The following is a 16196-nucleotide window of genomic DNA, read 5'->3' on the forward strand; positions in this document are numbered from 1 at the left end:
CTCAACCCCCTACTGTCGATTAACAGTTGTTATTTCATTACTTTGTAGCTTTCGGCTGCGTATCTGCATATTTCTTCCCTTGGCTCAAGCCATACTTCGCTGCAATACCAATCAATTGGTTATACTCGTCTTCCGTTAGCTTCTGCAAAATAATATCCTTGGCTTTCTTCTTCTCTTCAGGAGATATGCCATTGCCAGCCATCTTCGCAAATAGTTGGAGATCAGACGCACTTAATTTCTTCATAAGCACCGAAGTCACAGAAGCCTTCTCCTTAAGCGTAATCGCTTCCTGTACTTCTTTCGCCTTCTCCGTCGTAATTTGAGCCTCGTAGCCTGTCCCATTCTTCGTAGCTGCTGGAGTTGGTGTAGGCACCTGTTCAATACCCTTAGAATCATTTGATTTCTGAGTAGATGAATCAGTAGCTTGTTTCTCCAGTGACGTACCGGTAGGAACCGACGTCCCTTGCGGTCTTAACGTAGACACCTCATCTAGCTTCTTCACATCAGGATTATTAAGCTCCTTCGATTCAGTTGTTGCCATTGTCATACTATTACCATCAGAAGCTATCACACTAGATTCTTCATCAGCCGCTTGACTAATCTCCGAAGGAATCGAGGGAATCATAGAATTCAGGAAATATGACATCGCTATATTCATGCCTAAATACCCAATGACAAGCAGCATAACAGCACTACTTCCGATCCAGATTAGTCGCTTCGTCCACTTCTTTTTCTTCATATCATCACCAGCCAAGTCACATAATGGATATCTTTATTATAAACTCTATGAGTCAATAAGTCACATATTGTAGCGAAAACGCAAAAAAAATGCACCACCAGGTGCATTGGAACGCAAAAATAATCGCTACATAAAGCAAGCGACATGTTTCGACATACTTTTCAATTTATAACGATTATATTCAAAAGTAATATACATCTTACACAGGAGATGATGCGATTGCCTAACTACTACTTTTCAGAAGTATGGACCCCATTGAAACTACTAGGTATCAAGCTTTTCAAAGATGATGAAGGCGACATTTGGATCAAATGTTGGGGATTTAAACGCAGGCGATTCTCAAATAGTACCAAATAATTAGTTTTGTACAAGCTCTACTTACAACCATTATACCTGAGGATTTGAAACTTGCAGAGGGACCAGAGTCATGGTCAACAGACCTAATTTCTGTTTAAAACAATACCGCGGCAACATTCAACGAACAACCAAAAAAGCACCCTCAGGGTGCTTTCATTATGTATACAGTTTCGTACGATGATAACTAATTTTATTAAAAATCTTCGTCCGCTCCACATCACAAATGCAACTCTCCAGGATAACCTCATTAAATCTCAGCCAAAAAGAATGCCAATACTTATCCATCTCAATCCCTCCTCGATTTCACATAAATCACTGGGAGGCACGATGATTCGGAAGCTGGCTGACATACTGGCATAACCAGCTTAGTCCCTATAGCTTTGCGTCACTGATTTTCATCAGCTTTGCCATTATCGTCCGATTTATGTGATTGACTTGTATACTCATTGTAGCAAAAGCAAGAAATGCGGCAATGGTCTGTTTGTCGTGATTATTGATTTGGAGGGAGGGGCGGAAGTACTAGGTTACAAGTTCTCCTCATTTACTCAAGTAGAAGTTCATCCACTTTCGAAAATTAGACGAGTATTTCTATTTTGTGTTTGCCCAAATAAATTAATAAATGTCGATGGAACTTATCTCTGAAAAGCTCATTGATAAGTGAAAAATCCACAGCTTAAGAGTGATAATTATTAACAAACTGTGTTATTGCAAAGAAAGATATTCATATGTAGGTGATTGGTGTTAAAAAGTGTGTGAATTTAATATCCAGTCAAAAGCCTCGTTGAAAAAATCTTTTCTTTTCAACTTTAACCATTAACTAGAAATACACTTAATGATATCGATTTGCAATCATATATTAATCTGTTTTTTCTCCACTCGTCCTAATTTTATTTATAGTTTATATGCATCATCAAATGTACAAATATTCTTTGTATCTAGAATAATCTTACCTTTTATAAGATTCATATTATATTTGATATGATCGTGTCCCACCATAATAACAAGTATTTCTATTTCGTTTAAGAAATCCTCGAAATTCATAAATTGATGATCAACGATTCTTTTCTTAACAAAAGGGTCGAATATTTTAACACCAAATGCCAAATGCTCATCCATTCTCTCTAACAATTGAAGTGTTGGACTTTCTCTTGTATCGTCAACATTCTCTTTATATGTTAAACCATAAATACCTACTTTCGATATATCTTTTATATCATGTTTCCTCATAATATCTCTAATTCTGCCTAATACATGCCTTGGCATAGAATCATTTATTTTTCGTGCTGTTAATATAAGATTAGTTAGATCAGGATAATCTCCAACTAAGAACCATGGGTCTACAGAAATACAATGTCCCCCCACACCAGGACCAGGTTGTAATATATCAACTCTTGGATGTTTATTTGCGATTCTAATAATCTCATAAACATTCATTTTATCAGTACGACAAATTTTTGCTAATTCATTAGCAAATGCAATATTAATATCTCTATAAGTATTTTCTACAACTTTTGACATTTCCGCCGATCTTATATCTGTTATCACTATCTCTGCCTTGCAAAAATGTGAATATAAACCCTTTATTTTTTCAGCAATTTCTGGGTTATCTGCCCCAATTGTTCTTGAATTATTTTCGAGTTCAAAAATCATATTGCCTGGGATAATTCTTTCAGGTGCGTGTAATAAATGTACATCTTCCCCAATTACAAACCCTCTTTCTTCTATTACTAGCCGAACATATTTGTCAATTGTACCTGGAGAAATTGTTGATTCTATGATTATGGCTGCACCTTTCTCGCAAATATCAAGAATACTGTTTACTGCTGAAACTACATACTTCGAGTCAAGTTTCTTACTTTCTTTAAGATAAGGTGTTGGTACTGCAATAATATATGTATGTGTTTTTTGATATTCTGTAGTAAATTCAATCCCATTTGCAATAGCTTCTTGAAAAAGTTCTTTTAGACCCTTTTCTTCAAAGGTCACTTTCCCTTCATTTAAAGTAGTTATGAGTTCAATATTGTAATCAGTTCCTACTACTTTAACTCCATACTTCGCGATCATTAATGCTGTAGGAAGACCAATGTAACCTAAACCTATAATATTTATCATTTGTTAAACCCCTCTATTACAAGATAGCTTTAGCTCAAATACCCTTGCTTAATTTATATATATATAAATAGAAAATTATATAAATTAAAGAATAAGTTAAAGTTATAATTGTTAAGAATATGTATATCTCCCCTCCCATTAATTTGCAAACCATATAAGAAAGAACCGATGCTATTATAAATAAATTGGACATATAAAATTCCATCTTTTGTTTCCCAGAGATAATCAACGCGGGAGCTAAAGCTGAAACTATAAACCTAAGCCCATACATTGGAGATAGAATTTGCACATAAACTCCTGCTTCATTCCACCCTCCCCCGAAAACTTGTCTAAATACAAATGGCCCTAACATAAATAATATTATTACCATAGGTATAGATAAACACAAAAGAAAAACGCTTATTATCTTTAGCGAACTCCTATAATTACCTAACATTTTTTTTTCTTCAAATGCTCTTTGAAAAAAAACTTTTGATACATTCATACTAATCAAATTTAAAGGTAACCCTAAGATCCTATAAGAAATCGCGTAGAATCCAAAAACTGCTAGACCAAAGAGATCGATAATAAAAAAGTTTAGGATGGAGTATGCTGCTGTATTTATAAAATGTGCTGGCATAGAGAATCTTGGTAAATCTTTGTATTTAATTAAGGATGTTTTTATTCCTTTAAAAGTTACTTCCCTTAGTTTTCTTCTATTCTGATATAAGTGTTTTCCTTGTCTTTTAAACCCTACTAACATTCCTATTAATTGAGATAATAATAAACCTATTGATCCAAATTTTAAAAGACCAAAGACTAATACCCCTACATTTTGAGCCAATGTTCTAGTAACAATAACAGTTGAAATAATTTTGTACTCTTTATACCTGTTGTTATATGCGGTTAAGATATTAACAAACACTGTAATAAATAATACACCTATTACTAAATAAGCGAATCCTCCAACTTTATCTGTTATTTGTGAATTCAATGTTAAATAAATATTAAAGCCTATTGTAATTAATATAATAAATACAAAAGAAACAAAAATACTTCCAACAATTAATTGTACGATTTCATTTTCATCTTCTGCAGCTACAATTGCCTGATCATATTTTCCACACAAAACAGGCCCAAATATAGTTACTACAGTCAATAATAAGGTATAAATACCTATCTCTTCAGGTGCATATAATCTTGTCATAAAAGGTGCTACTAAAACTGTAATTATTTGAGCAAGAAAAGATCCCATTGTTAATTGGTAAATATATTTAAAATACTGTGATTCTAGCAGTACCTTTTTCAGTCTTATTTGCATTAGATCGCAGTTCCTTTTCTAAATCTTTTATTTTCTTAGCGGCTACACCACCAATTATACAATGTCCTTCTTCAAAGCTCTTAGTTACGACTGCACCTGCACCAACTATGGTATAATTCCCTAACACCACACCAGGTAGAATTACTACATTCATTCCTATCCAACAATGTTTACCAATAATAATATCTTTAGGTTCTTCATGTACATCTAAATCATATATATTGTGATTCTCAGTAATTAACCCAACGTTTGGAGCAATATATGTACCTTCTCCAATTACAATATTTCCGCCTTTCCAATTCTGAAAATAGCAGCCCATGTGTTGAAAATTATTCAAATCATTTACATTAAAGAAAATTTTATCCGTTTTTCCGATTATGTTATTATGGGACACAGGAAATGGAACATGTCTATTCTTTCCTAGAAATTTTTGAAATAATAAACTTCTCCAGCACCATTTCCAACCTTCAATATTGTTATCAAACCAACGTCCTTTTAGAAATTCTTTTTTAAAAAATAAAGGCATAATCAATTTTGAAAATAAAATAAATATCTTATGTATAAAAAACCTCATATTTTTACTTTATCCCCCATTAACTAGTTCCTCTTAGCATTTCTGTTATACTTATAGTTAATTAAATTAACCATAACAGCAAATAGTAGTACCATAATCATGTCATATCTATTACGAAAGAATGAATCTAAATCAGCATATGGAACTATGATAAACATAATTAGTGCTATTCTCAATGTAATGAAATAAAATTTATCTGAATGTAAATGATCAATCACTTCATCCGTTTTTTTACATATACCAGCCACGATTATAAATATTATCAATATACCTATAAAACCAAATTGTCTAATCCCTAAGGTTATTAAATCTGTTGGAATTCCACCTTGAATGTCAGTTCCTGAATAGTATTGTGTTATATAGACATAACCTGATGTTACTTTCGTTAGACCGAAAACATTTAACACTGAGCTTGGAAAAATATTAATTATCCAAGTAAAATAATCCACACCCATTCTAAGTCCAAAGGCATCATTAATATGATGCACATTTAATAAATTTAGATATGGAAACGCAAATTCATTTAAAAATGAACCAAAATCAGTTGAGCTTTGTTTTATATACCCATAACTAAGGTAGAAAAATAGATCATCAAGACGTTTAAGTAAAATAAAACCTATAATAGAATATACAAATATATATATAAATGGATGTTTAGATTTTCTAAAAGCAAAATCTATAAAAAATGTTAGTCCAAAAAGTAATACTCCTAACCTTCCTGCATTAATAAAAAGAAGAAAAATACTTGCAAAAATTGATATTAAGAGGATAACTAGAACACAAACGCTTCTTTTAATTCTTAATGCATAAACTAAGAAATAAGTTGAAGCAAGTGAACTAACCATTAATACTATTGCAAAAAGTCTATTTTGAGGTATTAAATATGAATTATCACTTCCATAAGCTCTTAACTGATCCCCCATTGCTAACGCATTAAGAATACCTCCAAGACTATTAGCTATAAGTAACTCACCAAACACACCAATTGTTAATGAAGAAACCCCCGCGAGAACTGCAAGCTTATATACTCTACTATTATCACTTATGTTTATTCTGTTTTCATTTTTAGAATTTCCTTTATCTTTACTATTTCGTTTTATATTAGATGTAAACCTTATACGATAAGCAATCATAAACACTGAATAAGCAATTACCGTATAAGAAAATGCATAAAATATGTCATATGAATCACCTAAACTAATCCATAATATAAACCCCTTTAAACCTTTAGAATTTATGTCTATGAAGATCAGACTAAAAATTGGAATTAATATGTAATACAATATGAATGCTGCATGAAAAAATATGAATGCATTCAGAATTTTCTTATGCTTATACTCAGTAAACAGATTATAGATCCCTATTATCAACAATACACTGTATAAAAATAATACTAGCCAAATTGCCATTAATTACACTCCAGTTTTAATAATTACTTATGTGTTTATGCTAATAATTTTGTTTACAATGTTTTCTGGGCTGAAATCTTTCACCACAAATTTTGTGTTTTCAAATTCATCACTCTCAATTCGGGTGATTATCTCTTCGATTTGGTTCTTTTTATTATCTGTAAATATATAACGGCTGTATTTATTAAATGTTTTTATTAATGTTTCTTTTTGTCCATCAAGTATAAATAAAATCAACTTGTTTGTACCAGAATATTGATAAATTTTACCTGGGATTTGTGTGCCTGCAATATTACTTAAGTGAACTAATACATCACACTCCTTCTCAAATTCTTTAGTTTTCTCGAATGATACTCTAGGGAAAACTTGAATTCGGTCTGTACAATCAATATTAATATCACTTAATCCACATATGATTAAATTATGTCTAGAATCATTTATTGCATTATAGAGAGGTTTGATATCTCTTATTTTTGATGAATAATCACCACAATATAAAAAAGTTAATTTCCCTTTATCAATTTCTTTATTAGGATAAACTTCTTCCTTCACATATGGGATTGGTATATAATCCATCTTCATAGAATACTCCGGATATAATATTTTCTGTTCATTCATTGTTAAACTTGACACGTAGATTATTTTATTTGCAAACTCAAAGAGTTTTTTCTCTTCTTTTTTTATTTTTGAATTTAACAATTTATTGCTTCTAGTTATATCCGACAAAAATGGATCCCCCCAAATTTGAATCCATGGAGTTTTATTTACTAGTCCTCTTTCAAACATTCTTCTAACAAAAAGATGTGACGACTTAGGGTCTGATGAAGAGATAATTAAATCATATTTATTATCTGTTATTTCCAAATGATCCTTTGTTACATAGTCTACTATCCCTTTGAGATTGTCATAAATCTCAAAGAATTTCATTACATTATAGGCTAACTTTTTAAACGGTTGTATTGCTTTGAATTTCCTAGTGATTTTTGCAATATCTTGTATTCCACCCAATTTTAGATATCTTACATTTAAATTACTATAGGATAAACTATGATCATAATTAGAATGATTTTTATCAAACTCAGTCGTAATAAGATCTACATTATGTCCTAATGTTAATAATCCCTCAATTGTCGCTCGGTTTCTGATTGAAGAAGATGTATTAATCTCTAAAGGTCTGGAAACTACATATAAAATTTTCACTTACAAATTACCTTCCTTTACATTAACAACGTAAGTCTAACGAATCTTCAATAAACCTTATTTATATATTTCTGTAAATATTAATTAACCTTACTTCCATCTCATCCCAACTATATTTATCTCGGTACAGGTTCTTCATTTGGGTCGAAGCTTCACCCCACTCTTTTTTCCGCTCAACTAACTTCATTAGAGCCTTCTCAAGACTCTCTTGATTATAGTCAATTACCTCACCGAAACCATTTTTTTCTATAATAGCATCCATACCTGTGTTCTTCGCCATAATTAACGGCTTACCTAACATTAATCCTTCGTAAAATTTATTAGGAGCTGCAAAATAATGATTAGGTACACTCGGATCATAAATCGCAGTCATTATATCACAACTACTCTCTAGCTCAAGTGTTTTATGGTATGGTAGCTTTCCATAGAAAATAATATTGCTAAATTCCAACGCTACTTTCTCCAAATAATTCTCATATTCCCCGAAACCACCAACGTGAAACTCATATTGAGGATTTTTTTTTACAATCTCCACTATTTCACGTATAAATCTTCCTTCTCCAAGTATCCCAACATATACTATTTTTGTTATATTGGTTTCCAAATTTAATTGAAAACCATGTTCAATTCTAGCTGGTGTATTGTGTATTACAGCTAACCGTTTAGGACTAGTCCCTTTAATTTGTTCTTGTCTTTTATCGGTACATATGATTACAGCATCCGCTTTATTTATTATGGCATGGTCTTGATAAACAATATACTTTTTAAGTTTTTGAGGTACATTAAATGAATCTACGTAATAATCAAAAATATCATAGACCAACTTCTTCTTTACTGTCCTTGAAACTATATTAGATATAAAAGCAGTATCGAAATCACAAGCATGAATAACATCATACCGATGTTTATTCTTGATCAACCAATTAAATACCCTTATTTGAAATTGAAATAATGGCCAAAAGTTTTTTTGAACTCCACCACCATAAGAGGCTGGTATTCCGAAACGGTGGATTTTCACATTACCAAATTCTAAATTCAATTGAGAATCCTTTATAATATATTTTGAGCTTCGATCCCATGCGAGAATCTCAACATCGTGTCCTGCTTTAATAAGACTATTCACTTCTTTTTCCACTCTAGAATCAGGATCGACAGGATTTGATCGTACAAATATAACTCTCATTCGTAGACACTCTTTTCTTCTAAAGTGAACTATATATTTCTATCATTCTAGCTTTTACTTTACTTATATCATATCTTTTCACTTCATCTTTATTCTTCACACTCATGACCTTACGTAACTTAGCATCTTCTATCAGTATTTGAATTGAATTAGCAAATCCATCAATATCATCAGGATTTAACAGATATCCCCCAATACCATTTTGTATTAAATCTATATTCCCTCGTATTTCAGATGCTATAACTGGTAAGCCTGCAGACATTGCTTCCATCACAGAAACAGGTAATCCTTCTTGATACGAAGGAAATACAAATATGTCAGATGCGACACAAATTTCCTTGATATCGTTTCTAAAACCTAGAAATCTGACTTTCTCTTGAATTCCCAAGGAAATAGTAAGCTCCTTTAAGTAGCTTTCCAAAACTCCTCTACCACATATTAAAAGCACAAAATTCTTTTTCTTTACTTTCAATAAAGCTCTTATTAAAGTCTCATGATTCTTACGTTTAATAAGTTCACCTATTGAAAGTAATACCATTGTATTTTCTGATATCCCCAATTCCTCACGCTTCATCTCTCTACTGACTGCATTTTCATTAAATAATTTTGTGCTCACGCCAATACCGGGAACATAATGTATTTGTCCTGCTTTAAATTTATTAGCATTATTAAAATCTTCTTTATTAATAGTAATAAGATGATCTGTATGCCTCGCCAATAACTTTTCTACAGGGTAAAACATTGCCCAATTCACTAAACTTGCACCTTTATAAAAATGAAACCCATGAGCAGTATATAATACAGGGCAATTTCCTACAGCTTTCGCTGCTAGTCGTGCCAACACGCCTCCAATTGGTGAATGGCAGTGTATTGCATCAAACTTCTCAGATTTCAAGATATTTTTAAGTTGGCCATATGCTTTTAAATTTTTATATGAAAATGGTGAACGCTCAATATCAAAATGATGTCGTATAATATCTAAAGTATCCAACCTTTCGTTTGCATCATTAAAATTTGCAGCAGCATGTATCTCATATCCTAATGATTTCAAAACTTCTATATTCCCTTGTTCAAACAAATAAAACTGTCTACTTACCGACGAAACAATAAGAATTTTCTTCATTTTTCCCCCAAACTAGCTACTTGCATCAATATTTTTACTTAAACTAAGTAAACTAGCATTTATAAAGTAGTACACATTAATAATTCTAATCCATAACAAGTATAAATCACTTTGAAATCGCTATAGAATTTCTATGAACTTAAAAACTAGATACTTTAGAGCCTCTTATTTCTTTGCTAAAACAAAATACTCTGTTAGACGATAATCGTTTTTCGGATTAATTCTTCCAACCTACAATAATTTCATTTTTACATGTTCCACAAGTGAAACACTTGATGGCAACCAATTTGCTTACATCCGACTTTATAATAAAAGTTGATTGCTGCCATATTTCGAACCTGGGTACCGACTTTAATTTGTTTTATCCCACGTTGGTATGAAAACTGTTCAACCGCCTTAAACAATTCTGTGCCTATCCCACTCTTTGAACTAATCTTAGAAACAGCAATAAGCTCTACCACACAACTATTTTCAAAATAGGAATGTAACAAAAATCCGTTTACTATATCACTCTTATCCTTTGATATTGCAAAATACTTCTCTGAGTTGCCAAAAGAATTTATTAACCATTGTCGATACACTTGATCACCGCTTCTTTTTGCTAACTCAGAATCCTCTGTAAATTTTGAAAACTGAAAATCTGCAATCTTGAGAATTTGATCATTCTTGTCAAGTGCTTGATGTATTACAATATTGGATGATACTGTATGAGATTCTTCTAATCTCTTCGCAAATTGTATATTCACATCTACTAAGTATGCTGAGGTGTATTTTCCAATTAGTTGAGCATTCACTGGCTCTGAATTTCTATTTTCAATAGAAACAAACTGATAGTCATTAAATTTCCCATTTAATACATCCCATTCATCGATTGTTAGCGGCTTATGCAAGATGGCTTTTGCACTTGTAACACCGAAGAAATCTGTATCCCACTTTAAGTCATTAAATGTTACTGCTCTTTCCACCATTGGCACCCCCACTTTACAAACCAACACCATTATTATCAACTGTTTTCACACTATTTTCTGTTACAAATACATCTTCACGTTTTATCACTGATACTGCAGTTTTAAAGAAAATTTTAATATCAAGCCACAAAGAGAAATGATCTACATAGTATATATCATTTTGAATACGTTCTTTCCATGGTATCGTATTCCTATAATAAGCTTGATTAAATCCAGTAACACCAGGTCTGATTTCTAACTTCCGATTTTCATTCCCCTCATATAGATCTCTATGTTCAGGCAAATCGGGTCTTGGTCCAATGATGCTCATATCCCCTTTGATTATATTTATCAATTGTGGTGATTCATCCAAGCTTGTCTTTCGAATAAACTTTCCAATCTTAGTTAATCTAGGATCATTCTCAGCATTGAATGTTGATCCATCAGCATTTCTTAAATCAGGTGCATTCATTCTCATGGAACGCAGCTTATACATCATAAAAATTCTACCATTTTTACCAAGCCGAGGGGCATTATAATATATAGGTCCTTTATCTTCCAGATAAATTATTGGTCCGACTATAATCAAGATAACCATTAGAATCGGCAACATAATTATTGCTAGTAAAACATCAAATACTCTTTTAAATATTATCCTATACATCCCGTTACCTCACTTGGATTTCATTTAGCAAATTCTTCAAAGTACCGGTCACATAATCTATATCTTCTTTACTTAACAAAGTATGAAGAGGTAATGTAATCTCATTTTCATACATACTAAAGGCATTTGGATAATCTTCTATATCAAAACCTAGATTCTTATAGGCAGTAAACATTGGTAATGGCTTATAATGAACATTACACACAATCCCAGCCTCAGCCATCCTTGTAATAATCTCATTTCGCTCGACTACTCCTATTCCAGGTATTCTAGTTAAATAAAGATGTCCAGAAGATGAGAAGTTTTCGCCGTAATGAACTAATCTTTGAATCCTTAGCGGCAGCAACGCATTATCATACATTTCTATAATTTCTTTACGTTTATTCATTAGGCCATCGTATCTATTTAATTGAATCAACCCAAACCCTGCCATAATGTCAGTCATATTACACTTATACGCAGGATAGATAATATCATATTCCCATGAGCCCTTTTGCGTTTTTGCAAGCGCGTCTTTAGATTGTCCGTGAAGACTATATAGCATAAATTGCTTGTATAACCACTCATCATCTAAACCAATTCTATCTCGCCAAACAACCGCACCGCCTTCGGCAGTTGTCAAGTTTTTCACTGCATGAAAAGAGAAACAAGTAAAATCTGCAACGTTTCCGCATTTCAATCCATTTGCCTCAGCTCCAAAAGCATGTGCAGCATCAGACATCACTATCACTCTATCGAACAGCTTTTGAAATTCATTATTAGCTTTAAATAGCTCTTTCTTGCTTTCTAATACTTTATATATTGTTTTGTAATCACACATTTTCCCAGCTAAATCAACAGGAATGATAGCTTTCGTTCTTTCTGTAATAGCATCAGCTAGCTTCTCATAGTCCATTTCATAAGAATCTGCCGCGTTATCTACCAACACAATCTTTGCACCCACGTGTTCAATAACCGAAGCAGTAGCAGTATAGGTGTAAGCTGTTGTAATTACCTCATCTCCAACACCGATTCCCAGAATTCGCAATGTAAGTTCCATTGCCGCTGTTGCAGAATTTAAGCAAACAGCTTTATTAGAACCAATATATTCTGCTATTTTCATCTCAAATAACTTTGTTCTTGGCCCAGTTGTAATCCAACCGGACTTCATTGTTTTAATTACTTCTTCAATTTCAGCATCTGTTATATCGGGTGGAGAGAAAGGAATATTTCTCATGTTAATATTAATCATATTAGTGTTTGTCATATTTTCCACCTCATTAACCATACAATTTTTGTAATATCAAACTTACTACCGAAATCCCTCTAACCAACATTACTAAAACTCGGCACCAAATGCTTTACAGCCTCATAGACGGTTCCATGTTTATCAGCAATTACTTTTTCTAATCTTAGAATTTTCAATGCTAATTCACTCTGACTAATCTTCAGGGGACTTCCCACGAAGATACGGTCATGGGAGGTGTTCCCTAGCCCTTCCTCACTTAACAGCAGCTCTTCATATAGCTTCTCTCCTGGACGAACGCCAGAGAATTGAATCTCAATGTCGACTTCTGGTTCGAAACCGGATAGACGAATAAGATCAATAGCTAGATCAACGATTTTGACCGGTTCACCCATGTCTAGGACGAAGATCTCTCCGCCTTTGGCGAATGCACCTGCTTGGATAACTAGCTGAACAGCTTCAGGAATAGTCATGAAATAACGCACCATCTCAGGATGCGTAACGGTTACAGGACCGCCTAAGGCGATCTGTTCTTTGAAATGCGGGATTACACTACCGCGACTACCTAGTACATTACCGAAGCGCACGGCTACGAATTTGGTTTGGCTGACGAGATCCATACTTTGAATGATTTGTTCAGCAATCCGCTTTGTAGCTCCCATGATGCTTGTGGGATTGACGGCTTTATCCGTTGAGATGAGTACAAATCTTTCTGCGTTAAATTGATGAGCACATTCTGCAACATTTCGGGTTCCAAAAACGTTATTCTTAATAGCTTCTGCTGGATTGCGTTCCATGAGGGGAACGTGTTTATGAGCAGCTGCGTGGAAAATAACTTTTGGCTGAAAAGTTTGGAAGACTTCTTTCATTCGTTCCATATCTTGAACGTCTGCAATCACTGCTTCTATATGTAAGGTTGGGAAAAGTCTATGTATCTCTTTCTCGATAGTATAAATACTATTCTCACCATGACCTAACAAAATTAACTTATGGGGATGAAAAGGTGCAATTTGCCGACACAATTCGGAGCCAATGGACCCTCCTGCTCCTGTGATGAGAACGACTTTACCTTGTACATAATTCGCAATACCCTCGAGATCAACGTTAATCGGGTCACGGCCAAGCAGATCCTCTACCTGCACATCGCGAATTGCATTAATTGTGACTTTGCCTTCGATCAAGTCATTAATCCTAGGAATAATTTTCATTTTGGCTTTGGTATGTTTGCAAATTGCAATGATTTCAGAAACTTCCAGTTTGGAAACGGATGGTATTGCAATAATGATTTCGTCAATTTCACTGGATTCAACGATTTGAATAATCGTATTTCGGTCACCAAGAACGGGGACACCCATGATTATATGCTTGAACTTGGCTGGATCATCATCAACGAAGGCAACAGGATAAACGGGGGAATTGGCATTATATTTCAACTCTTTAGCAATTAAGATTCCGCAGGCACCTGCCCCAATAATTAACGCTTTCCGTTGGTTAGATTTCTTCTTGTAGTATTTATCTCTAACCACTCTCCAGACAAAACGACTTGCTCCAATGATAAGAATCATGTTCTCCATTACCCTGATGAATATGGCGAACGGGACTCTTGGCTCATGTAACAAAATCATAATGAAATAAGATAGCGTGCAGGTAACGACGACGGCTTTGACAATGGAAATGACTTCGCCTATGCTTGCATATTCCCAAACGCGTCGATACATCTTGAAGTAGATTAAACAAGCAGATCCCACAACAATGGATAACACTGAATATTCCACCCACTGTCTCATATAGGACGCAGGAATATGCAATTCGAACCTCAATAAATAGGCAATCAATATGCTTAACCAAATCAGAAACATATCGAGCATAACAAGTATTGTCTGTTTGTTGCCTAACTTCACGGGAATCCCTCACTCATAGGTGATCTTATTGACTTTCACCATAATAATAGTAATAGTAAGCATCTTTATTTTTGCGATCTACGTTATTCAAGACGACGCCAAGTATCCTCGCACGTACATTATCTAGATTCTGCTTCGCTTTAAGTACGGCCTCTCTCTTCGTCCGATCCGAATTCACGACCAAGATAACACCATCTGAGCGAGAAGAAATAATCTGCGAATCCGTTACAGCAATTGCGGGTGGAGCGTCGATCAGGATAACATCAAAGCGTTGTTTCAATTCTTCAATCGTGCTTGTCATTTTCTTAGAAGCAAGAATCTCGGATGGGTTAGGTGGGATAGGTCCCGAAGTAATAATCTGCAAATTAGGAATGAATGTGTCTTGAAGCACTTCGCGAATGGTAAGTTCATTCGTTAGCAGGTTGGTAAGTCCCCAACGATTGGATACGCGCAAAGTATGGTGCATGGTTGGTTTTCGAAGATCCCCATCAATGACTAATACTCTCTTATCTGTCTGTGCATAAGCTACAGCTAGGTTGATTAGTGTCGTTGATTTACCTTCGCCAGGTCCAGCAGACGTCACCATAATGACTCGCAATTCCTCATCAATGGATGAGAATTGAATGTTCGTTCTTAACGCTCTGTATGATTCGGAAATGGGAGATTTGGGATTCTGATGTGTAATAATAGGTCTTTTATTGGTTGAGTTTGACATCCGATCGTCCTCCCACGACTTGTTCGTTCATTTGTTTGCTATGATGATTCTGGAAATCTTCCGGCTTCATCTTCGTAATCATAGCTAGTGTTGGCAATCCGAGGAATTGCTCTACTTCTTCTTCTGTTGTCAGTTGATCGTTAAAGTGCTCCAATAGGAAGGCAATTCCTAGTGCAATCATTAAGGACACGACGAAGGCGATTGCTACATTTAATTTTTTATTCGGCTTCACAGGCACCGGATTCTCTATATCTTTGGCCTCATTCAGCAACGAAATATTATCGACTTTCATAATCTTAGGGATTTCATCTTGGAATACGATGGACACAGCATTGGCAATGCTCGCTGCACGTGCATACGAAGGATCTTCTACAATAAGCGTCATAACTTGTGTATTGTTAACTGAGCTCACTTTTACCGTTTTGACGAGCTGCTCAGCAGTCATTTTCAAATGTGGGTATTCGGCAACGACCTTATCCATGATTCTTGGCGTACGAATAATTTCTTTATACGTGTCAATGAGTCTGATATTTAAATTCACTGTATTGATATCAACTTGAGATACGCCTATTTGATCATTTGATTTATTTACAATTAACTTGGTGGATGCTTGATAGATGGGTTGCATAAAGAAATAGCTGATAATCCCCGTTGCTACTGTAGCCAGAACAACAATTGAAAGTATCATCCACACCCTTTTCTTTATAATCTTCAAGTAATCTTTTAAATCCAGTTCCATGCCATTCC

15 protein-coding genes and 1 riboswitch are annotated in these 16196 nt (G+C 34.1%); all 15 genes read right to left on the reverse strand.

The window, feature by feature from the left end; genetic code table 11:
* Positions 1 to 37: 37 nt before the first annotated feature.
* Positions 38 to 739, reverse strand: a complete 702-nt coding sequence (locus tag A8708_RS04535; RefSeq protein WP_068662329.1) for a hypothetical protein — start codon at positions 737 to 739, stop codon at positions 38 to 40.
* 513 nt (positions 740 to 1252) lie between these two features.
* Positions 1253 to 1381, reverse strand: coding sequence for a hypothetical protein (locus A8708_RS36735; protein ID WP_275667867.1), 129 nt, complete (start codon positions 1379 to 1381; stop codon positions 1253 to 1255).
* A 46-nt stretch (positions 1382 to 1427) separates the two neighbouring features.
* Positions 1428 to 1515: riboswitch (cyclic di-GMP riboswitch) on the reverse strand.
* 472 nt (positions 1516 to 1987) lie between these two features.
* Positions 1988 to 3208 (reverse strand): nucleotide sugar dehydrogenase, encoded by a 1221-nt coding sequence (locus A8708_RS04540; protein WP_068662330.1) that lies wholly within the window; start codon positions 3206 to 3208, stop codon positions 1988 to 1990.
* 34 nt (positions 3209 to 3242) lie between these two features.
* Complete coding sequence (locus A8708_RS04545) at positions 3243 to 4508, reverse strand: lipopolysaccharide biosynthesis protein (protein ID WP_068662331.1); 1266 nt, start codon at positions 4506 to 4508, stop codon at positions 3243 to 3245.
* Entirely contained in the window at positions 4462 to 5082 is a 621-nt protein-coding gene (locus A8708_RS04550) for an acyltransferase (RefSeq protein WP_068662332.1), read from the reverse strand. Before A8708_RS04550 ends, A8708_RS04545 begins: the two co-directional genes overlap by 47 nt.
* A gap of 23 nt (positions 5083 to 5105) precedes the next feature.
* Complete coding sequence (locus A8708_RS04555) at positions 5106 to 6491, reverse strand: O-antigen polymerase (RefSeq protein WP_068662333.1); 1386 nt, start codon at positions 6489 to 6491, stop codon at positions 5106 to 5108.
* Positions 6492 to 6518: 27 nt separating this feature from the next.
* On the reverse strand, positions 6519 to 7691 hold the full coding sequence (locus A8708_RS04560) for a glycosyltransferase family protein (RefSeq protein ID WP_068662334.1): 1173 nt from the start codon (positions 7689 to 7691) through the stop codon (positions 6519 to 6521).
* A gap of 61 nt (positions 7692 to 7752) precedes the next feature.
* Positions 7753 to 8874, reverse strand: a complete 1122-nt coding sequence (locus A8708_RS04565; protein ID WP_068662335.1) for a glycosyltransferase family 4 protein — start codon at positions 8872 to 8874, stop codon at positions 7753 to 7755.
* Between the two features lie 19 nt (positions 8875 to 8893).
* On the reverse strand, positions 8894 to 9997 hold the full coding sequence (locus A8708_RS04570) for a glycosyltransferase family 4 protein (RefSeq protein WP_068662336.1): 1104 nt from the start codon (positions 9995 to 9997) through the stop codon (positions 8894 to 8896).
* A gap of 248 nt (positions 9998 to 10245) precedes the next feature.
* A complete protein-coding gene (locus A8708_RS04575; protein ID WP_420848529.1) occupies positions 10246 to 10962 on the reverse strand; it encodes a GNAT family N-acetyltransferase in 717 nt (238 codons plus the stop codon).
* 16 nt (positions 10963 to 10978) lie between these two features.
* Positions 10979 to 11608 carry a sugar transferase gene (locus A8708_RS04580; protein WP_068662338.1) on the reverse strand — a complete coding sequence of 210 codons (630 nt, stop codon included), beginning with the start codon at positions 11606 to 11608 and terminating at the stop codon, positions 10979 to 10981.
* A 4-nt stretch (positions 11609 to 11612) separates the two neighbouring features.
* A complete protein-coding gene (locus tag A8708_RS04585; RefSeq protein ID WP_068662387.1) occupies positions 11613 to 12839 on the reverse strand; it encodes a DegT/DnrJ/EryC1/StrS family aminotransferase in 1227 nt (408 codons plus the stop codon).
* A 74-nt stretch (positions 12840 to 12913) separates the two neighbouring features.
* Positions 12914 to 14734: a polysaccharide biosynthesis protein gene (locus A8708_RS04590; protein WP_461824334.1), complete on the reverse strand. Its 1821-nt coding sequence runs from the start codon at positions 14732 to 14734 to the stop codon at positions 12914 to 12916.
* A 25-nt stretch (positions 14735 to 14759) separates the two neighbouring features.
* Positions 14760 to 15449: a CpsD/CapB family tyrosine-protein kinase gene (locus A8708_RS04595; RefSeq protein WP_068662339.1), complete on the reverse strand. Its 690-nt coding sequence runs from the start codon at positions 15447 to 15449 to the stop codon at positions 14760 to 14762.
* Complete coding sequence (locus A8708_RS04600; protein WP_068662340.1) at positions 15430 to 16188, reverse strand: YveK family protein; 759 nt, start codon at positions 16186 to 16188, stop codon at positions 15430 to 15432. The genes A8708_RS04595 and A8708_RS04600 overlap by 20 nt, the downstream gene beginning before the upstream one ends.
* Positions 16189 to 16196 lie beyond the last annotated feature (8 nt).

Origin of the sequence: Paenibacillus oryzisoli (assembly GCF_001653565.1) — a bacterium.
Taxonomy (GTDB): domain Bacteria; phylum Bacillota; class Bacilli; order Paenibacillales; family NBRC-103111; genus Paenibacillus_E; species Paenibacillus_E oryzisoli.

Coding starts and splice junctions, on each gene's coding strand:
- A8708_RS04535 (WP_068662329.1), bottom strand. CDS start 739: ATGAAGAAAAAGAAGTGGACGAAGCGACTAATCTGGATCGGAAGTAGT.
- A8708_RS36735 (WP_275667867.1), bottom strand. CDS start 1,381: ATGGATAAGTATTGGCATTCTTTTTGGCTGAGATTTAATGAGGTTATC.
- A8708_RS04540 (WP_068662330.1), bottom strand. CDS start 3,208: ATGATAAATATTATAGGTTTAGGTTACATTGGTCTTCCTACAGCATTA.
- A8708_RS04545 (WP_068662331.1), bottom strand. CDS start 4,508: ATGCAAATAAGACTGAAAAAGGTACTGCTAGAATCACAGTATTTTAAA.
- A8708_RS04550 (WP_068662332.1), bottom strand. CDS start 5,082: ATGAGGTTTTTTATACATAAGATATTTATTTTATTTTCAAAATTGATT.
- A8708_RS04555 (WP_068662333.1), bottom strand. CDS start 6,491: ATGGCAATTTGGCTAGTATTATTTTTATACAGTGTATTGTTGATAATA.
- A8708_RS04565 (WP_068662335.1), bottom strand. CDS start 8,874: ATGAGAGTTATATTTGTACGATCAAATCCTGTCGATCCTGATTCTAGA.
- A8708_RS04570 (WP_068662336.1), bottom strand. CDS start 9,997: ATGAAGAAAATTCTTATTGTTTCGTCGGTAAGTAGACAGTTTTATTTG.
- A8708_RS04580 (WP_068662338.1), bottom strand. CDS start 11,608: ATGTATAGGATAATATTTAAAAGAGTATTTGATGTTTTACTAGCAATA.
- A8708_RS04585 (WP_068662387.1), bottom strand. CDS start 12,839: ATGATTAATATTAACATGAGAAATATTCCTTTCTCTCCACCCGATATA.
- A8708_RS04595 (WP_068662339.1), bottom strand. CDS start 15,449: ATGTCAAACTCAACCAATAAAAGACCTATTATTACACATCAGAATCCC.
- A8708_RS04600 (WP_068662340.1), bottom strand. CDS start 16,188: ATGGAACTGGATTTAAAAGATTACTTGAAGATTATAAAGAAAAGGGTG.